This window comes from Paenarthrobacter sp. NPDC057355 (assembly GCF_042667405.1).
GTDB lineage: Bacteria > Actinomycetota > Actinomycetes > Actinomycetales > Micrococcaceae > Arthrobacter.
In genome coordinates, this window is the sequence record NZ_JBHVAL010000001.1 from 247,352 (window position 1) to 270,039 (window position 22,688).

At 61.5% G+C, this 22,688-nt stretch carries 18 protein-coding genes and 1 pseudogene; 13 read left to right on the forward strand and 6 right to left on the reverse strand.

The window, feature by feature from the left end; all coding sequences use genetic code 11:
* Window positions 1–44 precede the first annotated feature (44 nt).
* The 5 genes and pseudogenes from ACFUOZ_RS01195 (at window position 45) to ACFUOZ_RS01215 (ending at window position 9,606) form a co-directional block, all read left to right on the forward strand.
* Window positions 45–1,481 carry an NAD-dependent epimerase/dehydratase family protein gene (locus tag ACFUOZ_RS01195; RefSeq protein ID WP_377543825.1) on the forward strand — a complete coding sequence of 479 codons (1,437 nt, stop codon included), beginning with the start codon at window positions 45–47 and terminating at the stop codon, window positions 1,479–1,481.
* A 52-nt stretch (window positions 1,482–1,533) separates the two neighbouring features.
* A complete protein-coding gene (locus ACFUOZ_RS01200; RefSeq protein ID WP_377543828.1) occupies window positions 1,534–4,023 on the forward strand; it encodes a family 78 glycoside hydrolase catalytic domain in 2,490 nt (829 codons plus the stop codon).
* A gap of 27 nt (window positions 4,024–4,050) precedes the next feature.
* Complete coding sequence (locus ACFUOZ_RS01205; RefSeq protein WP_377543830.1) at window positions 4,051–6,306, forward strand: glycoside hydrolase family 3 C-terminal domain-containing protein; 2,256 nt, start codon at window positions 4,051–4,053, stop codon at window positions 6,304–6,306.
* 48 nt (window positions 6,307–6,354) lie between these two features.
* Window positions 6,355–8,688: a family 78 glycoside hydrolase catalytic domain gene (locus ACFUOZ_RS01210; RefSeq protein ID WP_377543833.1), complete on the forward strand. Its 2,334-nt coding sequence runs from the start codon at window positions 6,355–6,357 to the stop codon at window positions 8,686–8,688.
* 186 nt (window positions 8,689–8,874) lie between these two features.
* Window positions 8,875–9,606, forward strand: a pseudogene (locus ACFUOZ_RS01215) (alpha/beta hydrolase fold domain-containing protein).
* A gap of 26 nt (window positions 9,607–9,632) precedes the next feature.
* Here ACFUOZ_RS01215 and ACFUOZ_RS01220 read toward each other — a convergent pair.
* The 6 genes from ACFUOZ_RS01220 to ACFUOZ_RS01245 form a co-directional block, all read right to left on the reverse strand.
* Window positions 9,633–9,905, reverse strand: a complete 273-nt coding sequence (locus tag ACFUOZ_RS01220) for a competence protein CoiA family protein (protein WP_377543836.1) — start codon at window positions 9,903–9,905, stop codon at window positions 9,633–9,635.
* A gap of 145 nt (window positions 9,906–10,050) precedes the next feature.
* Entirely contained in the window at window positions 10,051–10,839 is a 789-nt protein-coding gene (locus ACFUOZ_RS01225; RefSeq protein ID WP_377543839.1) for an SDR family NAD(P)-dependent oxidoreductase, read from the reverse strand.
* Window positions 10,840–10,992: 153 nt separating this feature from the next.
* Window positions 10,993–11,838 carry a sugar phosphate isomerase/epimerase family protein gene (locus tag ACFUOZ_RS01230; protein WP_377543841.1) on the reverse strand — a complete coding sequence of 282 codons (846 nt, stop codon included), beginning with the start codon at window positions 11,836–11,838 and terminating at the stop codon, window positions 10,993–10,995.
* A gap of 77 nt (window positions 11,839–11,915) precedes the next feature.
* Complete coding sequence (locus ACFUOZ_RS01235; RefSeq protein WP_377543843.1) at window positions 11,916–13,334, reverse strand: MFS transporter; 1,419 nt, start codon at window positions 13,332–13,334, stop codon at window positions 11,916–11,918.
* Window positions 13,335–13,645: 311 nt separating this feature from the next.
* Window positions 13,646–14,188, reverse strand: a complete 543-nt coding sequence (locus ACFUOZ_RS01240; protein WP_377543845.1) for an AAA family ATPase — start codon at window positions 14,186–14,188, stop codon at window positions 13,646–13,648.
* The gene (locus tag ACFUOZ_RS01245) at window positions 14,188–14,835 is read right to left on the reverse strand and encodes a bifunctional 4-hydroxy-2-oxoglutarate aldolase/2-dehydro-3-deoxy-phosphogluconate aldolase (protein ID WP_377543847.1); all 648 of its coding nucleotides are present in this window, start codon (window positions 14,833–14,835) and stop codon (window positions 14,188–14,190) included. The genes ACFUOZ_RS01240 and ACFUOZ_RS01245 overlap by 1 nt, the downstream gene beginning before the upstream one ends.
* A 204-nt stretch (window positions 14,836–15,039) precedes the next feature.
* Between ACFUOZ_RS01245 and ACFUOZ_RS01250 the strand changes: the two genes are divergently transcribed.
* The 8 genes from ACFUOZ_RS01250 to ACFUOZ_RS01285 all read left to right on the forward strand — a co-directional run bounded on the left by ACFUOZ_RS01250 (window position 15,040) and on the right by ACFUOZ_RS01285 (window position 22,660).
* Complete coding sequence (locus ACFUOZ_RS01250) at window positions 15,040–15,960, forward strand: Gfo/Idh/MocA family protein (protein ID WP_377543850.1); 921 nt, start codon at window positions 15,040–15,042, stop codon at window positions 15,958–15,960.
* Window positions 15,953–16,948, forward strand: coding sequence for a LacI family DNA-binding transcriptional regulator (locus ACFUOZ_RS01255; RefSeq protein ID WP_377543853.1), 996 nt, complete (start codon window positions 15,953–15,955; stop codon window positions 16,946–16,948). The genes ACFUOZ_RS01250 and ACFUOZ_RS01255 overlap by 8 nt, the downstream gene beginning before the upstream one ends.
* Window positions 16,945–17,571 carry a VOC family protein gene (locus tag ACFUOZ_RS01260; protein ID WP_377543856.1) on the forward strand — a complete coding sequence of 209 codons (627 nt, stop codon included), beginning with the start codon at window positions 16,945–16,947 and terminating at the stop codon, window positions 17,569–17,571. Before ACFUOZ_RS01255 ends, ACFUOZ_RS01260 begins: the two co-directional genes overlap by 4 nt.
* The gene (locus ACFUOZ_RS01265) at window positions 17,513–18,412 is read left to right on the forward strand and encodes a sugar phosphate isomerase/epimerase family protein (RefSeq protein WP_377543858.1); all 900 of its coding nucleotides are present in this window, start codon (window positions 17,513–17,515) and stop codon (window positions 18,410–18,412) included. Before ACFUOZ_RS01260 ends, ACFUOZ_RS01265 begins: the two co-directional genes overlap by 59 nt.
* A complete protein-coding gene (locus ACFUOZ_RS01270; protein WP_377543861.1) occupies window positions 18,412–19,404 on the forward strand; it encodes a Gfo/Idh/MocA family protein in 993 nt (330 codons plus the stop codon). The genes ACFUOZ_RS01265 and ACFUOZ_RS01270 overlap by 1 nt, the downstream gene beginning before the upstream one ends.
* 124 nt (window positions 19,405–19,528) lie before the next feature.
* Window positions 19,529–20,719: a CynX/NimT family MFS transporter gene (locus ACFUOZ_RS01275; protein ID WP_377544946.1), complete on the forward strand. Its 1,191-nt coding sequence runs from the start codon at window positions 19,529–19,531 to the stop codon at window positions 20,717–20,719.
* A gap of 136 nt (window positions 20,720–20,855) precedes the next feature.
* A complete protein-coding gene (locus ACFUOZ_RS01280; protein WP_377543863.1) occupies window positions 20,856–21,914 on the forward strand; it encodes a Gfo/Idh/MocA family protein in 1,059 nt (352 codons plus the stop codon).
* The gene (locus ACFUOZ_RS01285; protein WP_377543865.1) at window positions 21,911–22,660 is read left to right on the forward strand and encodes an SDR family NAD(P)-dependent oxidoreductase; all 750 of its coding nucleotides are present in this window, start codon (window positions 21,911–21,913) and stop codon (window positions 22,658–22,660) included. Before ACFUOZ_RS01280 ends, ACFUOZ_RS01285 begins: the two co-directional genes overlap by 4 nt.
* Window positions 22,661–22,688: the final 28 nt, after the last annotated feature.

Below are 22,688 nucleotides of genomic sequence, written 5' to 3' on the forward strand. Positions count from 1 at the left end.
GAAAACCGACAGCCACTTTTCACCGCAAACAGGAGACTGAAATATTGAGCACCACCGAACCACGCACCAAAGTCCTGCTCACGGGAGCCACCGGAAACTGGGGGAGGGCAACCCTGCGGGAGCTGGGTTTGCGCTCAGACCGCATCACCGTCACCGCGCTTGTCCTGCCTGGAGAGAAGGATAAAGCGATCATCGCGGGGTTCTCCGGCATGGAAAACCTCAACGTGGTCTGGGGAGACCTGACCGACTACGCCACGGTGGCTGCATGTGTTGAGGGAACGGACGTGGTGCTGCACGTTGGCGCGGTGGTCTCGCCTCTGGCGGACGAGCATCCGGAGCTGGCCACCAGGGTCAACGTCGGTGGTATGCGCAATGTCATCCGTGCGGTGAAGGCCCAGCCAGATCCGGGCCGGATCCGGGTGGTAGGCGTCGGTTCCGTGGCGCAGACGGGTAACCGTAACCCTCCGTTCCACTGGGGCCGGGTGGGTGACCCGGTGAAGGTGTCCAGGTTCGACGCCTACGGTCAGAGCAAGGTGACTGCCGAGAGGGAGCTGGTGGAGTCCGGGCTGCCGACGTGGGTGTGGTTGCGGCAAACAGGGATCTTCCACCCGGGAATGCTGGAGATCCGCGACCCCATCATGACCCATTCTCCTTTCAACGGAGTGATGGAATGGGCCTCCGCGGAAGATTCTGCCCGCCTTCTGGCCAATCTATGCGAAGTCGACGTTCCCGACGAAGTGTGGGGCGGGATTTACAACATCGGTGGGGGAGAGGGCTGGCGGTTGACCAACTGGCAGTTGCAGACCGCCATCGCCGGAGCCATGGGTGTCAAGGACATCAGGACCTGGTATGAACGCAACTGGTTCGCGCTGAAAAACTTCCACGGACAGTGGTATAGCGACAGCGATCGGCTCCAGAAACTGGTTCCATTCCGGGAGGATACTTTCGACGCCGCCTTGGGCCGTGCGATCGCGGCCGCGCCATCCGCTGTAAGGAACGCCGGAAAAATACCGGGATGGATCATTAAGCACCTGGTGATGAAACCGCTTGCGCACAAGCCCCGGGGAACGATGGCTGCGATCCGGTCCAAAAACAAGCCTGAGGTGGACGCACACTTCGGAAGCTTCCAGGAGTGGCGCGCCATCGGTGACTGGTCAACGTTCACACCACCCGCCCCTTCCCGGACCCCGTCCTATCTGGACCACGGCTACGACGAGGACAAGCCCGCGTCGGCGTGGTCAGCCAGGGACTACCGGGACGCAGCAGTGTTCCGCGGCGGCACGCTGTTGAGTGCTGACGTCCAGCAGGGACAAACCACCGCGCCGCTTGAATGGGTCTGCGGAAGCGGTCACCAGTTCACCGCCAGCCCCAAGCTCGTCCTGACCGCCGGCCATTGGTGCCCCACATGCACCGCGGACTCTGCCAGTTATCAACGGCAAGCTGAGCACAACAAGTTCCTGGCCCAGGTGGTGGCCGCCTGACCATCGCATCAGCGGCCCACCCCACCATTCTCCCGATACACAAGGACATTCCATGAAAACCACCTGGCACGCAGAATTCGTTACCTCGGACTTCCTCAACGGCGAACTGGACGACCCGGCACTCTATTTCCGCAAGGACTTCCAGGTCGCGCAGGGACTGACCAAGGCCATTCTCAAAACAACGGCGATAGGGCTGGTGGAACCGCATCTGAACGGCACCAGGGTGGGGGACGAAGTGTTGGCGCCGGGGTGGACTTCCTACCGGAACCGCCTCGCCGTCAGCAGCTACGACGTCACGAATCTCCTCGCAGTCGGCGAGAACTCGGTAGGCGCCGTGGTGGGCCAAGGCTGGGCGCTGGGACGCTTAGGCTGGGAAAATAAGAGCCATTTCTATTCGGACATGCCGGCGCTCTATTTGGAGATCGAACTTCACTACGTAGACCGCACGGAGCACGTCGTCTCGGGACCAGACTTCCGAGTCTCCACCGGAGGGGTCCGCGCCAACAGCATTTACGACGGCGAGACTTTTGACGCGCGCCTGGAGAGCGACGGGTGGGCCCGGCCCGGATTCGATGACAGCCAATGGAGCAGTGCCAAGGCATTCGACTGGGACCTGAACACACTGTTTGAACCATCGGCGCCACCTATTCGACGCATTGAGAACATCACGCCGAAAACCGTCACCGCAGCCCACGGCAAGATCCTTGTGGACTTTGGCCAGGTCATTTCAGGCTGGGTCCGTCTGCGCTCCCGCGGTGGGAAGGCGGGTGACACGATCACCATCCGGCACGCAGAACTCCTGACACCCGCGGGTGCACTCAACATCGAAACCCTCCGCACCGCCAAAGCTACGGACCATTGGATCCTTGCCGGACCGGAAGAAACGGAGTGGGAACCGCGCTTCACCTTCCACGGTTTCCGGTACGCCGAGGTGACCGCCTACCCCGGTGAGCTTTCTGCGGACGACATTACCGCCGTCGTCGTTCACAGCGACATGGCCCGTACAGGCTGGTTCTCCTCCTCCCATGAGTTGGTGGACCGGATGCACGAAAACACTGTCTGGTCCATGAAGGACAACTTTGTTGGTGTTCCCACTGACTGCCCGCAACGTGACGAACGGCTGGGGTGGACCGGAGACCTTCACGCTTTTGGGCCCACGGCTGTGCTCCTGCACGACGTCCGGGGAGTGCTGGGGTCCTGGCTGGCAGACCTCCGCGCGGAGCAGCACGAGAAGGGCTTTGTGCCGTGGGTTGTCCCGGACATCCTTTCGAACCCCTCGTCCCCAACGGCGCTGTGGAGCGATGTGGCCGTGGCCCTCCCGTGGACCCTGTACCAAGAGTACGGAGACGCATCGATCTTGGAAGAGTCCTACGAATCCATGACCACTTTCGTCCGTCAGGTCGAAGGCCTGCTGGACAAAAACGGGCTGTGGAGCACCGGATTCCAATACGGCGACTGGCTGGACCCTGACGCTCCAGATGACAATCCCGCAGGCGGAAAAACCGACCGGCACCTGGTTGCCTCTGCCTATTTCTGTAAAACCACCAAGGAAATGGCCGACACTGCAGAGATCCTCGGAAAAGAAGCCGACGCGGCGCACTTCCGCGCGCTCAGCGAGCGGGTTCGCGACGTGTTCCGCAGGGAGTACGTCACGGCCGCCGGAAGGATCGTCAACGAATCAGCCACGGCCTATGCCCTCGCAATCTGTTTCGGCATCCTGAACGCGGACCAGATGAGCCACGCCGGCAATCAACTGGCTCAGCTGGTGGGCAAATCAGGCTTCACGATCTCCACGGGTTTTGCGGGAACACCGCACGTGACCGATGCGCTGACACTCACCGGTCACGTCGACGAAGCCTACAAGCTACTGACCCAGACGCAGTGCCCGTCCTTCCTCTACCCGGTCACCCAAGGCGCCACGACCATCTGGGAACGGTGGGACTCGGTGCGGCCGGACGGGACTGTGAACCCCTCAGGCATGACCTCCTTGAACCACTATGCTTTTGGCGCCGTGACCTCATGGCTGTACCGCGTGGTGGCGGGGCTTCAGGCAGCGGCCCCGGGCTGGAGCCGCATCCGGATTGAACCCCGTCCCGGTGGCGGTCTGACGCACGCCTCCGCGCGGCACGAAACCGTTCTGGGTGCCGTCGAGGTCTCCTGGCGAATCGAATCCGACACCATGAGCCTGGAAGTCCATGTTCCGGCTGGTGCCGAGGCCGAAGTGATCCTGCCACTGGATCCGTCCGGCAGGACAATCAACGTTGGCGAAGGCGGGCACCACTGGGAGTACCAGCTGCCGGAATCCTATGGCGCCCGCCCGGACTTCACTATGGACACGCCCTTGGCTGAATTGTCGAGGGACATCACCACCTGGGACGCGCTCACGCGGGTTTTCGCAGCCCACCTCCCCGGCATCCCCATCGACGGCAACGGACCCGGAGCCGATGCCATGTCACTGACGGTGATGCTCCAGTACGTTCCGGGTGCCTCAGAAGAGTTCCGCCTGGATCTGGAACAAGCCCTGACCGAAGCCGCTGGCTGAACAGCCACCACACTCTAGGAGAGCTCCATGAGCGCCAACACACCCAACCTCACCCTTGAGCAAAAAGCGTCCTTGTTGTCCGGGGAAAATTTCTGGCAGACCAAAGAACTACCGGATGCAGGCATCCCCGCCATCGTTCTGACCGATGGACCACACGGGATCCGACGACAACTGCAAGGGGAGGACCACCTCGGCCTGCACTACAGCGAGCCGTCCATCTGTTTTCCGCCGGCCGTGGCCGTGGGCTCCAGCTGGAACCCCTCGATTGCCGGGAAGCTCGGAGCGGGGGTGGGGAAAGAAGGTCGCCGTCTTGGCGTTTCTGTCGCCTTGGGGCCTGGCGTGAACATCAAACGATCTCCTTTGTGCGGACGGAATTTTGAGTACTATTCAGAGGATCCGTTGCTCTCCGGAATTCTCGGAGCAGCCCATGTCACCGGGCTCCAGGCCGAAGGCGTCGGGGCCAGTGTCAAACACTTCGTGGCCAACAACCAAGAGACCGAACGCATGCGGATCAGCGTCGAGGTTGATCAGCGCACCCTGCGGGAAATCTACCTGCCTGCCTTCGAGCGGATCGTCAAGGAAACCAGACCCGCGACCGTGATGTGCTCCTACAACAAGATCAACGGCGTCTACGCGTCTGAGAACCGCTGGCTGCTCACCGAACTGCTCCGGGATGAATGGGGCTTTGAGGGAGCTGTGATCTCCGACTGGGGCGCTGTATACAACCGGGTGGCAGCTCTTACGGCCGGACTTGATCTTGAGATGCCTGGCAGCGGAGGAGTCACCGACCGCGAAATTATTGAGGCCGTTGAGAACGGAACACTGGATATCGACGACGTCGACCGTGCCGTGGCCCGCGTGCTCGACTTGGCCACCCGGCCGTCGGACGCCAACCGGTCAACCCCGCTGGTTGAGGACGGGCATGCCTTGGCGCGCGAGCTCGCTCAGGAATGCATCGTCTTGCTGAGGAACGAGGGCGACGCACTGCCCCTGGACCCTGGCGTCCGGTTGGCCGTCATCGGGCATTTTGCCACGTCGCCACGCTACCAAGCTGGCGGTAGCTCGCACATCAACGCCGCCGAGGAAGAAGCAGCCTTGGGAGCCATCGCACAGTATGCGGCTCACGACGGCGGCACGGTCACCTATGCGTTCGGGTTCGCCCCAGGGAGCACAGACCATGAGTCGGCCGCACTGCTTCAAGAAGCGGTCCAGAACGCGGCGGCTTCCGACGTAGCCATCATTTTTGCCGGCCTCTTTGAAGAGGACGAATCAGAAGGGTTTGATCGCACACACCTGGGCTTGCCGGCACAACAGATCGAGACGATCCGGGCCGTCGCTGCGGTGGCGCCGAAGACCGTCGTCGTCCTGTCCAACGGTGGCGTGGTGACGCTGGAGGAGTGGCACGACGACGTAGATGCGATCGTCGAAGGGTGGCTTCTGGGCCAGGCTGGCGGGGCTGCGATCGCCGACGTGCTTTTTGGCGCCGTGAACCCTTCCGGCCACCTCGCTGAGACGATTCCCTTGCGGCTTGAGGACAACCCCAGCTGGCTCAACTTTCCGGGTGAACAGCTGAGCGTCCGGTACGGTGAGGGGGTTTTCGTGGGCTACCGCTATTACGTCAGCGCCGGAGTTCCCGTCCGGTACCACTTTGGGCATGGGCTGAGCTACACCACGTTCCGCACGGACAGCCTTGCGGTAGACGTTACCGGGCCCTCCTCAGCCCGGGCCAGGGTGACCGTCACCAACACCGGGGACCGGGCAGGTCAGCACGTCATCCAGCTGTACGTGGGTACGAGCGCTGGCCCCGTGCGGCGTCCGGCCCGCGAATTGAAGGCTTTCAGCAAGGTGCACCTGGAGCCTTCACAGAGCACGACAGTGGAATTGGAAATGGATCACCGGTCCTTCGCGTACTACGACGAACCCCTGGGTCGCTGGGTGGCCGCGGCCGGTGATTACGTCATCCAGATTGGTCTGGACGCCGGGACCGTGGAAGCTGAAACAACCATCCGTCTGGCGGGGGACACCATAACCCGCGAGCTCAGCATGGACTCCCCGGTTGGCGAATGGTTCGGCCACCCCGTCGTAGGCCCGGCACTCATGCAGGGAATGACAGCGTCCATGTCCGAAGAACAGGCAGCGGCAGCCGCAGCCAACCAGGCCAGCATGCGGATGGTCGAATCCATGCCGATGAAGCAATTCGTCGGTTTCCTCAACGGTGCCCTGCCGCCCGAAGCGCTGGACCAACTCCTCACGCTCAGCCGCCAGCCGGCCGAGGCCATGTAGCTGACTGACAAAACGCAAAGCTATGAGTTTCTTGCAGAAAGTACGCCCTTGACTGACCTGATTGATGCCACTGCCCAAGACCTTCTGGCCAAAGCGACCTGGATCCAGGCCGCTGAAGACACCGTCCCGCCGGCCGGGGCGCGCCCCGCCTACGAATTCCGCACCACCTTCACCCTTCAGGAGGCACCACGGCATGTCACCTTCGCTGCGACAGCTCACGGAATTTATGAAGCCTTCATCAACGGGCTCCGTGTTGGCGACGAGGAACTCTCACCCGGCCTGACCAGCTACGCCAAGACTCTGTACGTGCAACACCACGAGGTCACCGACTTACTGAAGACCGGCGTGAATGAACTGCGGCTGGTCCTAAGCGACGGATGGTTCCGTGGACGGACCGGCCCCAGCCGGGTCCCCGACAACTTCGGAACCCACACCGCAGTCATCGCACAGCTCGAAGCCGAAACAACAGCAGACAGCGTCATCGTTGCCACCGGACCCGACTGGGAAAGCGGCACCGGCGCCATCACTTCCGCGGACCTCATGGACGGGCAAACCGTCGACTTCACCAGAATGGACGACATCGCATGGCAGGCTGCGCGGATTGCTGACGACCCTCTGACCCTTGACCGGTCACGACTGGCTTTTTCTCCTGCCCCGCCGGTGCGACGCATCCGTGAATACCCCGCTGTCGCCGTCACCCGGCTCTCCGGTGGCCGGCAGATCGTGGACTTCGGTCAGAACCTCAACGGTTGGGTGCGGTTGTCCGCGCTCGGTCCGGCAGGAAGCACCATCACACTCACTCACGGAGAAGCCCTCGATCCCACTACCGGTGACCTGACCACCGCGCACCTGGCCTATACCCCGTATCCGGACCCCAACCCGTTGCCCACAGGCCAAACCGATACCGTCATTTCCCGCGGGCAGGCCGGTGACGTGTTCGAACCACGCCACACAACGCACGGATTCCGGTACGTCGCCGTCGATGGCCTGTCTGACAACCTCGACGCCGGAGACATCACCGCAGTCCTCGTGCACACAGACCTCACCGTCACCGGGACGTTTGAGTGCAGCGACGAACAGCTGAATCAGCTGCACCGGATTGCCGAGGCCAGCTGGCGCTCCAACGCCTGCGACGTACCAACCGACTGCCCACAGCGTGAACGATGGGGATATACCGGGGACTACCAAATCTTTGTACGCAGCGCCGCCTACCTTGACGACGTCTACGGGTTCTCCAGAAAGTGGCTCCGATCCCTGTCGGACGACCAGCTTCCAAGCGGATGCATCACCAACGTCGCACCCAACACCGGCGTAGTCCACAACCCCGCCATCCCGTTCTCCTTCGACGGATCCGCCGGCTGGGGCGACGCAGCCACCATCGTGCCCTGGCAACTGTACGTAACGTACGGGGACACCTCAGTTCTTCATGAAACCTTCGACACGATGACACGGTGGGTTGACTACATCGCTGGCACCGCGGCCAGCGGGCGACACCCATCCCGCCAGAAAAGCCGACCCCACCCTGCGCCGCACGAGCAATTCCTGTGGGACTCAGGCTTCCACTGGGGAGAATGGGCAGAACCCGGAGGAGTCTTCGATTTCGCGGGGGACAAAGGCATCGTGGCGACAGCGTACTTGGCCCGGTCAGCGGACATCGTCTCGAAAGCCGCCGGAGTCCTCGGCAAAGATGACCTCGCCCACCACTACCGTGAGCTGCATACCAACGCCGTAGAAGCCTGGCGCGCGGAATACCTCACCCCCGAAGGGCATTTGCGGGTTGAATCGCAGGCCAACTACGTACGCGGACTCGCCTTTGGGCTGGTTCCCGCGGACCTTCGCACAAACGCCGTCGAGCGTTTAGTCGACCTCATCCGGGAAAAGGACATCCACCTATCCACGGGGTTCCTCTCCACACCCTTCCTCCTGCCCGTTTTGGCAGACCAGAGCCGGACTGACATCGCCTACGAACTCCTCTACCAGGACACAGCTCCGAGCTGGATGGCAATGCTCGACCGCGGTGCCACAACCATCTGGGAGTCCTGGGAAGGAATCACCGAGGACGGAACGCCCCACGAGTCACTGAACCACTACTCCAAGGGAGCAGTCATCACATTCCTGCACGAGTACATCGCAGGTATCCGCCCGGACGAACACCACCCCGGGTACGAGCACTTCACTATTGCACCGAAGCCCGGTCACGGACTGAGCTGGGCCCGCGGAACCCTCAGAACCGTGCGCGGGACCATAACCAGCGACTGGCATATCGACAACGGAACTTTCACGCTCGAGGTAGCCGTACCGCCGGGGACAAACGCACGCATCGTCATGCCCTCCGGTTCTTCGCACAGGGCCGGCCCCGGGAACCACACCTTCAAGGAATAGACCATGGAAACCCTCACACCACCGCGCCTCTCGCTCCGTAGCCGCCTGCTGCGCGTCGTCCTCCTCCGCACCAAGAACACCAGTGACATCGCTGGAACCATTACCAAAAGGGAATCCGAAGAAGTTGACGGCAGGCCAGACCCAACGCCAAACCGCATGTCACTGTCTGGCATCAGAATCACACGCATGATTGTCGCCGATACATTGGTGTTCCGTCTTCGGCACAAGCGCCGGGAACCGCAGCGGGCCGTGCTGTTTTTTCATGGTGGTGGGTACATCGACGGCCCCTCAGCGGGAACCTGGATGCTCGGCGCCCGCTTTGTGAAAGACACCTCTGCCGAGGTCTGGATACCCGCCTACCGCCTTGCTCCCCGGCAAACTGCGGAAACGACGGTGCCCCTGGCACAGGGCGTCTACGAAAAACTGATCACCGTGTGGCCCCCAAGCACCGTCGTCGTGACCGGTGACTCGGCAGGCGGCGGACTTGCCCTCGCCACGGTACAAGCGGCCCATGCCGCGGGCCTGCCGCTACCCGCAATGCTCGGCCTTTTCGCGCCCTAGGTGGACCTGACAATGTCGGATTGGAGAGAACAAGCAGCAGAAGATCCCATGCTCGACTATGGCCGGCTCACACAATCAGCCAAAGCCTATGCAGGTGACCTCGCTCTGGATGACCCTCGCGTCAGCCCGGTGTACGGCGATCTGTCCAGTCTGCCACCCACGTGGATCATCGTCGGTGACGACGACATGCTTGTTTACCAGAGCCGCCGTCTTCGCGACCGCTTGGTAGAAGCGGAAATTCCCCACGTCTACCGTGAAGATCCCGGAATGGCGCACGTTCACGTGATGCTCCCCGTACCCGAAGGACGCCGGGCCCTGAAGTCTTTCCTCGAGGCTTTGAAATTAGCCACCACTTGAGCGCAGCAGGTCCGGTCCGATGATCTCTAAGAATGCAGGATCGCTGCACGGGCACGCTCAGTGCGGGTTCCTGCGGCTGTAAGGAATTTGAAAGCACCCCACGGCCGCGTTACCAAACGGCAGTCCTGCCGGTGTCGGGCGGCAAAAGACGGCTGACGCTTCTGTCCCGCCCTGAACACAGCGCGCCCATCACAAGATAGACATGCCAGTACCTGGCGGTTTGCTCGCTGCTCCTCCGGGAGGAGTCTTGCAAACTCCATTGCAGTCCATTCCGTACCGTCGAGAACGCTTTTAGCCATATACAAGTTGGCTCCTCAGATTAGTGCAAACCGATTCTTCAAACCGCCATCAGTGAGAGCATTCGTGGGTCCTGGTTCAAATAGACCCTCCAACAGTCATGGGCCCACCGGTACTTTCCGTGGACCCATGACCTAAAAGCCAGCTCTACTTCGAGCTGGGTCGTCCAGGGATGTGGCTGAGAATGGACTTGGAGAAGCCGCCATCGACGCAGATGTCCTGTCCTGTGACATAACCCGCCAGAGGGCTGACGAGAAATTCGATCACGTTGGCGATGTCGATGGGCTCTCCGATCCTTGCCAGCGGGATGATGTCTTCCCTGGCCTTCTTGATGCTGGGATCCTCATACATCTTTTCGGTCATCCGCGTGTGAGTCATGCCGGGGGACACCACGTTGACGCGGATCCCGTCGGGCGCCCATTCCAAGGCGAGCGTTTGGGCCAGCATGGTCAAGGCAGCTTTGCTTGGGCTGTAAGCTCCTGACCCGGCATGTGGCAACTGCCCAGACATAGAGGAAGTGAAGCAGGCGGCTCCCCGGCTGGATTTCAGGTGCGGGTAGCTTGCTTTGGCAAGAAGCCACGGACCACGGAGATTCACCGCGAACATGGCGTCCCAGTCCTCCAGGGAAACGTCGCACATGGCACCGGGGTTGGCTACTCCGGCATTGGCCACCAGGGCGTCCAGGCCACCGAATTCTGCGACTACGGCTTCTACGAGCTGGCCTGGCGCGTCGGGGTCGCCGAGGTCTCCTGCCAGCGCAATAGCAGTACCGCCAAGGGACTTGATCGAGCGCACCACTTCCTCTTGGCCGCCGTTCGTGTCGTTTCCACAGACGGCGATCATCGGGCGCTCTCCCCGGGCCAGGGCTGCCTCAGCGAGCCTCAAGGATGCGGCCGCACCAATTCCACTACTTCCGCCGCTGACCAAAGCTCTCATTGCACATACTCCTTTACTACGGATTCACACGAAACTACTCATGCCCGACGGGAATGTATTTCATTCGGGGCGTTCCAGGTAATTGCCTGTGGGAATCAGTTCTGATTGTCCGAACTCCTCGTGGAGTCCACGTTATCGGGGGCGGTTTTAGTTCTAGAGTTCCCAGCCGTGGTTCTTGAGGTCCTGCATTGCCTTCGCAAATTCTTGTACCGGGTTTTCTTCGCGGATGATCTCCAGTACGACGTTGTTGACTCCGCAGGTGTCCCTCACAGCGCTGCCCAGCCCATTCCAGTCGATGACCCCGGTGCCAATGGGATCGTGCCCCCAGGTGTCCGTGCCGGTATCGGAAATGTGCACGAGTCCGATGGATTCGTGGTGCTCGCGGAGACTGGCCACGGGATCCTCTTCAATGTAGGCGGCGTTGGCGACGTCATAGACGATCTTGACTGAATCATCGTTGATCGTGCTGACGACACTTGCCAGGTCCTGGATGGTGGGGGTGAAGCAGTAGGGGGTGTTTTCAAAGAGCAGCCGTGTGCCAGCCTGCTTGGCCACAGGGATGAGATTTTCGAGGCTCTCGTGCATCCATCCGTGGACGCTTTCGAGCGACGGTGAAATCATGGGACGGCGCGTGCCGGGGGATATAACGACCTCAGATACTCCCCAGTCGGCCGCCAGTTCAATCACTGACTTGATGTGCTCGATGCTCTTGCGACGCATGTTGGCCCCGGGGCTGGCCAGGTTGATGTCGTATCCGCCAGCGTTCAAGGACCTGATTTTGGCGTCGTATTGGTTCAGCTTCGTTCCGATTGCTTTGCGATCCGAAATGGATAGTTCATCCGGCCAGCAGTGCGGAGAGCTGACTGGAACCTCGAACGTTTTGTAGCCGTTGTCGACAAGCTCGGTTATCGCATCGATCGCCGTCGCTGACCAAAGATATGAAAACGTATTGATGATCATGCTGTTCACGTGGGAGAAGTCCTCTCGGTTCCGCGCCATGTAGAAGAAGGTTTCCCTTCATAACGCGATCTGAATTTTAAGCTGCGGCCAAACCGTGGCAGCTCCATGAATGCCGTCTATTTGGAGTGCCCGGGTACGTCGGCCGTCGACGTCGCGCTCGAAGCCAACCGTTCGCCTTCGAGAACCTCAGGGTCAGCGAGTGCCACGGTGGAACGCTCACCGCGGTTGCCGGTCTCCGGCAGCGTGAAGTAGACGACGAGGCAGAGGGCGACGACGACGATCATGTAGACGGCGACGAGCATCGGCTGTCCGGCGCCGACGAATGCTGCGGCGATGAGCGGTGCCGTGCCACCGAAGACGGCGATCACTATTTGGTGTGCGAAGCCGATGCCTGACACCCGGACGGATGCGGGGAAGAGTTCGGCTTGGATGGTCGGATAGACAGACTGCCAGATACCGAGAACAACCCAACCCGATGCTGATACCAGGACGTATACCCAGAAGCCGGGCTGGTTGAGGAGCAGGAGCAAGGGGTAGAAGAGAACGATCATGCCGATGGCGCCAATGATGGGGAAGATTTTGCGGCGGCCCAGTCGATCAGAAAGTGCGCCGCAGGTCGGCACGATAATGACCAGTAGGGCCAGGCCAATGACGCTTCCAGCGAGTGTGGACGAGAGGTCGCGTCCGGTGGTGAGTTTGGCGTAGGTGGGAAGGAAGGTGGCCCAGGTGTAGTAGGCGACAGCGGGTGCGGAGAGTGCTGCTGCCTGAAGCAGGGCCTTTGGGTGTTCGCGAAGCAGGTCCATCAGGCGGCCTCCAGCGGACTTCTGGTCGACAAGGGCTTCTGCTTCGAATTCGGGGGTTTCTTCGGCCCGCGCCCTCAGGATGAGGCCGACGACGCCGAGGATGCCTCCTACAACGAAGGGGATGCGCCAGCCCCACTCGGCGAGGTCTGCGGTGGAGAACGATGACGTCACCATTGCGGCGGCGCCCGTTGCTGCGAGGGTCGCAAGGCCGCTGGCCATGTTGGTGAAGGAACCGAACAGGCCTCTCCTGTTCGCTGGAGCGTGTTCGACCATGAATGCGATGGCACTCTGGCCCTCGCTGCCGGCCGAAATACCTTGGATAACGCGAGCAACCAAGAAGAGGACGGGCGCCGCATAGCCGATGCTGGCAAATGATGGCGTGAGGCCGATGATGAGTGAGCCGAGCGCCATCCCGGAGACGGACAGTGTCAGGATGAGGCGTCGTCCAAAACGATCGGCCAGCGGGGAGATGATGATGCCGCTAAGAGGGCGTACAACAAACCCGACGGCGTAGGTCAGGAGCGCGGCGATCAGAGAGGCAAATGGCGAATCGCTAGGGAATATCTGCGACGAGAATACGGCCGCGAGCAGCCCGTAGATGTACCAGTCGTACCACTCAACGAAGTGGCCGATCGTGCCTGCCACCAGGTTCAGGGTGCGGCGCGGATGCTTGGACGTTTCGGGACGCCCCGAAGTGTCGGGACTGCCGACTGCTTCTTTTGAGGTCTTCATTGAACTCTCCATGTTTTCACGTTTAGCGCTGTGGTTATAGTGCTGGTTCTGGGCACTTGGTGTGCCGGGCCGTTCCGCGTGTAACTGCGTCCTACTGGATGACGAATGCCAAGGGGGGCTGTCGGTGCGGGGCGGTCGGAGCTACCTACCCTTTAGCGAAGAAGGCTTCCACAATCCTCCAGATTTCCGAATGAGATCGGTTGCTGAGATCGGTTGCATTCGATGCTACGGATGAAATGTGATCTTTGTCAATGTGCAATAGCGTCCGCTCGGCCCATAACTATGCCACTCATGGCTCGTCGCCAGCTTTATCAATCGAGCGAAAGCGGGGCTTCGTTGTTGAAGTCCTGAAACTGCACGCCGGACCAGGTGCATTCAAGGCGACCGTAGGTGGCCCAGTAGTCATCCCAGTGCGCGAGTTTCCAGTTGTCGCGCTCCAATGCGCGCCGGATGAGTCGCGAACGCAGGACGTCTTGCGGCACCCGGACTCGTATCACGGTGATCTCGGGGGAGGGCCAGTGGAACTCGTTTGCCGCGCCGGTCAGGTAGTCCGGATCGTCAAAATAGGCCCCGAAGGGGGCATCGAGAACTACGGAGCGCCCGAGGCGCAGGTTTACTCCTGCGATATCCATGAGGGTCTCGTACTCAAGGGGCAGCAGATTTTCCCGGTAGTAGTGGTTGGACTCGCGGTCGGTCGGGTCATGCCCCATGGCGGTCAGGGCGAATTCGACGAAGCGGCCGCTCACCCTGTCCTTGTCGAGGTATGCCGCTTGATGTTTCTCGGCCGTTTGTTGGGCAATGGTTGTTTTCCCTGAACCGGCTGGCCCAATAACGATGAAGACTTGCGGGGACATTATCGGCGGGCCTCTGCTACTGCGGCGAGGAAGGACCGGGCCGCTTGGGTGACTCGGGTGAAGTCGCCGTCGGGCTGCCACGCCTTGGTGACGAAGCTGCCCACGCCGACACCTGCCACACCTGCGGCGAACCATTCGCCCACATTTTCCAGGGTTACGCCTCCTGCGGGCATGATCGGCAGGTGTGCCAGAGGTGCCAGCACTGCCTTTGCATAGGCCACCCCGCCGGCTTCGGTGGGGAAGAGCTTGAGGATGTCAGCGCCCGCCTCGGCGGATTCAACGAATTCCGTTGGTGTGTAGGCTCCGCTGATGGTTGGAATCTGGTAACGGTTTGCTGTGCGGATCATCGCGGGGTTCAACTGGGGGCTGACCAGGAAGTCGGCGCCGGCGCGAATGCACTCGTACGCGGAGTGTTCATCCAGGACCGTGCCGGCCCCGACTGCGATGCCGTTGGGCCCATGCTTTGCTGCCAGGCGACGGATCACCTCGACAGCACCGGGGATCGACAGAGTGATCTCCAGTGCCCGGAAGCCTCCCTGGATGGCGGCCTCCGCGACCTTTTCAGCGACCTCGGCGCTCTCCAGCCGCACGATGAGGACGGCGCCGGACTCGTCAATGGTCTGCAGGGTGCGAAGTTTCTTGTTCATGATGGCCTCTCTCTGACGGGTGGCGTCCTACTTCGGGCGACCCGGCTGTTTTGATGTTTCGTTGACAAACTCTCCCACCATCCATAGTGTTATTGCAACCGATCTCAGCAACCGATCTCATACAAGGGGGTATTGCGGTTGACTAAAGTACGAACAATCATTCTTGGTGCTTCCCATTGGCATGTCCCACTCTGCGCACAGGCCATGGCCGAAGAGCACGACATGGTCGCAGTAGGCGACGACGATGTCTCCAGGGTGCAGGTGCAGAAACTGGCCGAAGGCTGGGGAGCGCCGGTTGAAGCAGACTGGCGGAAACTGGTTAATTTGCCCGACATCGGACTCGCCTATGTCTTTGGTCCCCACGACGGGATGGCAGAAAAATGCATGGCCCTGATCGAGCGCGGCATTCCGTTCGTGGTCGAAAAACCATTGGGCACTTCCCTTGCCGAGCTATCGGCAGTGCGCCAAGCTGCCGAAGAGGCTGGTGTACCGGCCACCGTCCCTCTGGTCCAGCGCGGCGGACCTACGGAGAAGTGGTTGGCCAAGGCAGGCAGACCCACGTACCAGCGAGCCTCATTCATTGCCGGCCCTCCGGCCCGGTATCTCGACAATGCCAATCCGTGGATGCTGGACCCCGTCAAGGCTGGGGGAGGCTGCCTGGCCAACCTGGCCCCGCATTTCGTTGACCTGTTTCTCAGGGGCGCTGGCGAGTCGGAGGTTCAGGTGCAGTCCCGGCTCTCATCGGTTCTTCACGGCCAAGACATTGAGGATCACGCGAGCCTTATCCTCACTACGCCCGGGGGCAGCGAAGCCATCGTGGAAGTCGGCTACGCATTCCCGGGCTCGCCGCTGAAGCGGTACTGCAGCTTCACCTCGGTCGGAGAAGCGGGATTCGCCACCGTTGATTCTGACGGCACAGCTACCTTCACATCAACGGACGGCACCACGGAAGTCGACAAGATCAATGTCGACAGCGACCCACTCTACGATCCGTTCGTCCGGACAGTCGCCCGGACACTGGAAGATGGATTCCGGGGCCTGACAACTCTGGCCCAGCTCGAAGATGTCATGCGCCCCATTTGGCGGGCTTATGACGACCAGCACGGAGGAAGAGAACATGCCTGACTTGAGTATCGACGTCGTCGCTAAAGCTGCCGGTGTCCACCGGTCTACGGTTTCCCGGGCGTTCTCGCGCCCGGAAGCGGTAAAAAGCGAAACGCGCGAGCACATCCTCCGGGTCGCCGAGGGCCTTGGCTACACAATGAACCCGCTTGCCCAAGCGCTCCGCCGGAAAACCAGCACCATCATTCCGCTGATCGTGCCCGACATCACCAACCCCTTCTTCGCAGAACTTGCAAAGACCATGACGCAGGCAGCTGACGAGCGTGGCTATCAGTTGATGTTGTGCGTCACCAACGGCGACCCGGCTAAAACTGATGGCTATTTCACCGCCATGCAGGCGATGTACGCTCCGTTCGGGATCGTGGCGCCTTCGACGAAGGTCGATACCGAGGCCCTGAAGCGCTTTGACTTCGGCCACAAGGTCGTAGTGATCGATCGTGTGGAGGGGGACACTTCCGTGCCCACCGTCACGGTAGATAGCCGTCGAGGCATCATGCTCGCGCTGGAGCACCTACGCAGTTTGGGGCACAACCGGATCGGTTATGTATCCGGTATCGCGGGCACGCACACCGCGCAGGATCGGATGGATGCCTACTTGGAACTCACGGCCCAGAGCGGCAGCACGCCCATAGTTTTGGACAGCGGTTCCGATCTTGATGCCGGCACACGCGGGGCGGAGCATTTCTTGGACATGGACAACCCGCCAACGGCCATCATCGCGGCTAACGACATGGTGGCCTTTGCCGTGATCTCGGCACTGGGCAGCAGCGGCGTACGGGTGCCGGACGACGTCTCAGTGATCGGATTCGATGGTCTGGCCCTAGGTGCCCGGTTCAACCCTGCCCTGACAACGATCCGCCAGCCAATTGCGGACATGGGTCACATCGCCATCGAACTGGCCGAAAAACAGAATCTGGACGGGTCGGTGGATCATATCGTCCTGGAGCCTGAGCTTCTGGTCCGTGGCTCAACTTCCGGGCCGCGCAAATGAGCGGCGAGCAGCGGGGCCTCCGTCGCCTGCCAGGAGTCCAGCACACAGACCATGTAGGGCTGACGGTTCCTAACCTTGAAGAAGGCATCCGCTTCTTCGTCGAAGTCCTCGGCGCGGAGGAGTTGTACCGCTCTGAACGCGGGCCCGATGAAGTGTTCATGCCCACCAACTTTGAAGTCCCGGCAGATGCCAAGCTAACCCTCGCCATGCTGCGCCTGCCACCGAACCTTAACATCGAGCTTTTCGAGTGGAGCAGCGCTGATCGGCGCGAGACCCCACCGCGGCATTGCGACGCCGGAGGACACCATCTGTGCTTCGTCGTGGACGACGTCGACGACGCCATCGCCGTGCTACAGGAAACGCCTGGGGTACGGGTGCTCGGCGAGCGTAAGGAAGTCGCCGGTGACAGCCCGCGCGTAGCCGGCAACCGCTGGACCTACTTCATTACCCCCTGGGGCCTGCTGATGGAAATCGTGGACCGATCCCGCGTCCCATCTCCGCCCCGGCTGGTCGGTCCAACGGACTGGACAGCACCTTTAAACACGTCAGAAAGGACAACGAACAATGCGGCTAGCGGGTCACACACTCGGCACCCCGAACCACACGGTTCCCCAAGCACTTAGTCTCTTCCGGGCCGCTGGGCTCGATGCGGCCGAAGTCATCTACCAGGACGACTACAAGTCCGGTTTACCCTTGGGGGACCGGCACTCCGCGATGGAAGCACTCAAAGCGGCCGAAGGCGAAGGCATACCCATCGTGGGACTGACGCCCTACACCACGGCCATCAACTCACTGGACGCTGCCGAATGGAACAAAGCCGTCGACGAATTCCGTGGGGCCATAGATACCGCGCACCTGCTCGGAGCTGACCGGGTCCGTGTCTACGCCGGCTCCTGGCACCCCGGCGACACCGACCATGCGGCGCGTTGGGGACAGCTGCGTACGGCCTTGGAGACCCTTGCGCCCGAAGCCCAGCATGCTGGGGTGCGCCTTTGCGTAGAGAACCACTTCGGCACCATGACCCAGACCGCAGCGGACACCGCGGCCCTGGTCCGGGAAATCGCCCAGCCCTCCGTCCGCGTGCTCTACGACCAGGCCAACCTGACCTTCACCCACGACGAAAGCTACGAAGAAGCCTTCGCTGTCCAAGGTGACCTGATCGGCCACGTCCACGTCAAAGATCTGGTCTTCACAAATCCCAACGCCGCCTTCCGCGCCTCGGAAACGGCCCGGGTCAATGCCTCCGAACGGGCGGTCCGTTCACGCGTCGTCGGCAGCGGCGTTGTTCCATGGTCTCCGATCCTCGCCGCACTGCTGCGGCACGGCTACGACGACGTACTGAGCATCGAGCTCGAATACCGCTGGCACCCGCAAGATCTCCCCACTCCAGAGGACGGATTCCGGGAATCCGCCGCCGTCCTGCGCTCAATGCTCACTGATTTGGCCGAAGTAAGGAACGCCTGATGAACACCCACCGCCTCCGCGTCGGAGTCATCGGCGCCGGCAACATCGCCACCATTGCGCAACTGCCCACCCTCGTACAGCGGGACGACGTCGAGTTGGCCGCCTTGGTTTCCCGACGCGAAGATCCGAGCAGCCTGGTCCGCCGCTGGGGGTTCAACGCAGCCTATAAGACAGTGGAGGAGATGCTGGCCGCGCAGGAACTGGATGCCGTCTTCGTCCTGACCCCGCGTTCAGAGCACGCGCACGCCGTCGAGCTTTGTCTCAAAAACGATGTGGACGTGTTCTGCGAGAAGCCGCTTGCCCCAGCGACACAGGAGGCAGAACATCTGGCAGACCTCGCTGACGAGCGGGGACGGATCCTCATGGTGGACTTCAACCGCCGCTATGCGCCGGTTTACACCGCCGGCCAAGAAGCCTTTGGCGACAAAGGTGCCACCTTCTGCGTGGCCCAGAAGAACCGCCCTGGATCCGAATACCGGGCGACGTTCGAAAACGCCATTCACATGGTTGACCTCTTGCGCTGGTACTGCGGCGGCGAACCCGAGCACGTGACCGCTCACGCCGCAGGTGAGGATCCCTGGGAGGAAGACGGGCTCGCAGCGACCATCCGCTTTAGCACCGGTAACACCGGAGTCCTGATGGCAGCCCGCACAGCGGGAGCATGGAACGAGAAACTGGACGCCTACGGTGACGGAAAGACTGTTGAAGTGAGGGCACCCGAAACGGTGTCCACCACCATCAACGGCGTCACAACGTCACGGGAACTGAGCGCCGAAGCATACGGCTGGGCTACTGCGACAGACACCCTCGGATTCTCGGCGGCCGTTCACCATTTCCTGGACCGGGTCGCCGACAGGGCCCAGCCGCTTACGTCAGGCCGCGAAGCTGTACGCACCCAGCGCCTGCTGGACCAGATCCTAGCTGCAGCCGGCCTGCCCACCGAGGAGCAAACCGGTCGCCAATGGGCAAGCCACGCAGTCAACGCAAGCTGAATCTCCACGGACAAAGGGAGGTGCCACCATCGCTCTCCTCCGCGCGCGTAAGGGCGCACTAAAAGTCAGGGGAGCGGGGAAGGGGCCACTTCGCGGACGTCTCACCGCGCTGGTAGGCATCCTGCTGGTTGCCTTCAGCGCGCGGGAAGCGGTCTCGGCGGCATCCCCGCTCCTTGGTCAAATAGGCGGAGATCTTCCCTTTGACGCCCTGACCACAGGGATGCTCGGTATGCTGCCGACCGCCAGCTTTGCAGTGATGGGCTTCCTTGCACTACCGCTCCTGCGGCGCTTCGAACTGGAACAGCTCCTGCTGCTAGCGCTCCTGCTAACTACATTGGGTCAACTCGGCCGCGCACTGGGATTGGACGTCCTGGCATTCTTGGCGTTTACCTGTGTCGCCATGCTCGGGATTGGTCTGGTCAATGTCGTGGCTCCGCCTCTCTTGATGAAGTACTTTCCCGACAGGATCGGGATGGTCGGGGCCATCTATGTCACGCTCCTGGGTGTCAGCACGGCTGTTGCCGCCCAATTGGCCGTTCCCCTAGGCATTCATTACGGCTGGCGGTTCTCCATCGGCATCTGGGCTGCGCTATGCGGGATCGCCGCAATCCCTTGGCTGACCCTCCTTGCCACCAAACGAGCTTTTGCCCGCTCCGGAACTCCTCCGGCCAAGGAGGGCCTGGCGTCCCGTGCGCATGCTATCAAGCCCTGGAAAACCTCCATCGGCTGGGGCATGGCATTTATATTTGCCGGGTTCTCCAGCAACACTTTCGCGGCGCTCACGTGGCTCCCTGCTGTCCTCATCGACAGGGGAATGATGCCGGAGACTGCTGGATCCATGCTCGCGGTCTATTCAATCCTTGCTTTACCGTTTGCTCTGATTGTGCCCGTGGTGGTTCAAAGAATGTCCCGCCCGCTGCCAGTGGCCATATTGTTTGTCGCCGCCTTCGCCATAGGCTACGGCGGTATCCTCTTCGCACCACCAGCCACTGCAGGAATCTGGGTCGTCATTGCCGGGCTGGGTCAAGGCGCCTATTCCTTGGCGTTCGCCATGATCAATAAGCGCACCCGAACGCAATCCGGCTCAGGAAGTCTGTCCGCATTTTCCCAAGGAACCGGCTACGCCCTCGCAAGCGTCGGGCCGTTCCTATTCGCGCTCCTGCACAGTCCCGGAGACGGCTGGCTGCCCTCGTTCGCCATGCTTGGTGCCTGGCTCCTGGTGCTGGTCACGGGGGTCATCATGATCAACAAACCGCGCATGCTTGAAGATCACTCACCGGTTCCAAGGCCCGCGCAGAAAGTACAGCACCGTTGACACTCCCGTTTCGGGACACGAAATGTGGTGCACCGCTATTTGCAACCGATCTCAAAGATATTGGATGAACTCAAAGGAGAGAATTCATGAGCAACTCGTTCATTCTCGGCGCGACCTTCGCAGCAGGGTCCGCATTATGACGACGGCGGCACGGCCACTGCGCGTCGCAGTGGTGGGTGCGGCCGGGTGGGCGGGATCCAGGCATGCCAGAGCGTTCGCAAAGCTAGGTGCCAATGTCACGTACCTCGTGGAGAAGGACGACCGGGCGTTTGAGCTTGCCCAGGAGCTGGGCGCACAGGTGGTGCCCAGCATCCAGGAGCTTCATTCTGATCATCTGGACTTGGTCGTCGTCGCGTTGCCCACCACTCTGCAACCGGCTATCTGTGCGGATCTGCTGACCAGGGGATTCCGGGTGTTGACGGAAAAGCCGGTGGCGGCAGATGCAGATGGTGCTGCCATTATGGCCGCCGCTTGGGGAGTGGGCGAGCGACTCATGGTGGGGTACACACTCCACCAGCATCCCGCCGTCGAACTCCTCTCCCAGTGGGTCAGAGAAAACGACGTGATAGCCGTTACTGTTCGATCGGTCGGCCATAAGGAGAACATCGACTCATGGCGTGCTGATCCGAAGGAGGGCGGCGTTGCGGTGGTGAACGGCATTCATGCCATCGAACTGGTCTCATCGTGGTTCGAGGGTGACCCGGACGTTCTGGCCGCCAGCGCCAGCAGCAGCCTATACGGGTCTCCGGTGCCGGAACATGTCGTTTCCACGCTTAGATTCCCCTCCGGAGCGGTGTCCACCATACAAAGCTACTGGTCTCCCTGGCAGGAACCCCAAGGGCTCAACCAGGGGGATTGGAGCCTCACCATCGATGTTCTGGCCACTGGCGGCCGGATGTTGTGGTCAAACGATTCGCTTCACGTGTGGGGTCGTGACGGCGGACACCACGAAAAAAACTTCGAGCCCTCCGACCTCTTCGTTCGCCAGGCAGAAGCGGCGCTGAGGTTCTGCGCGGGTGAAACCCCTGCAGTTACATTCGCCCAGGCGCTCCGCGCCACTGAAATCGCCGACGCCGTCCGAGCAGCGGCGGCTCGAGCACCATCGAGTAAGGAAACGAACATGAATCAAGCACCTCACGCTCCGACCACAGGAGCACTGACGTCAACCTGCGCCCAGAGCGGAGAGAAACGATGAGCCTCAAAGACCAAGTGGTCCTGGTAACCGGATCCAGCGGAGGAATCGGCGACGCCGCAGTGACCGCACTCAAGGCCGCCGGAGCCATCGTCATCGGCGCCGATCGTTCTTCCAAGGAGGCCCAGTCCTTGGACGCGTTCTACCCTCTCGACATTACTTCGGAACAACAATGCGCAACGGTCATACGGGACATCCAAGCCCACTACGGCCGTGTCGATGTCCTGGTGCACGCAGCCGGGGTGCTTGGCTCCACCCCGGGCATCATGGAAACAACCACCGAAGAGTTCGACTCGATTCTGAGGATCAATGCCACCGCTACCTTCACCATGGTCCGGCAGACCGCGAAATCCATGCTTGAGACAGGCACGGCCGGCGCCATCGTGGTCCTGTCTTCGGTTGCGGCCAAAGAAGCGCGCCTGAACTACCTGCCCTACAACGCGAGCAAGCTCGCCGTCCTCCACATCATGTGGTCCTTTGCCGAACTGCTCGGACCCAACGGGATCTCCGTAAACGCGATCGCCCCAGGACCGGTGAACACACCCATGTGGGCACAATTTGCCCGGGACTCCGGCCCGGACGCAGCAGCCAACCGGGCGAAGAGGGCAGCACAACTGCCGATGCGCCGATTTGCCGAACCTGACGAAGTTGCCCGGGCCATCCTGTTCCTGTCTGACCCCGACAACCGCTACATCACGGGAGTGTCCCTGGATGTGGCCGGGGGAGCACATCTGGGAATCGGAACCTGAAAACGCCCGGGAGGGCTTCTCATTGGGC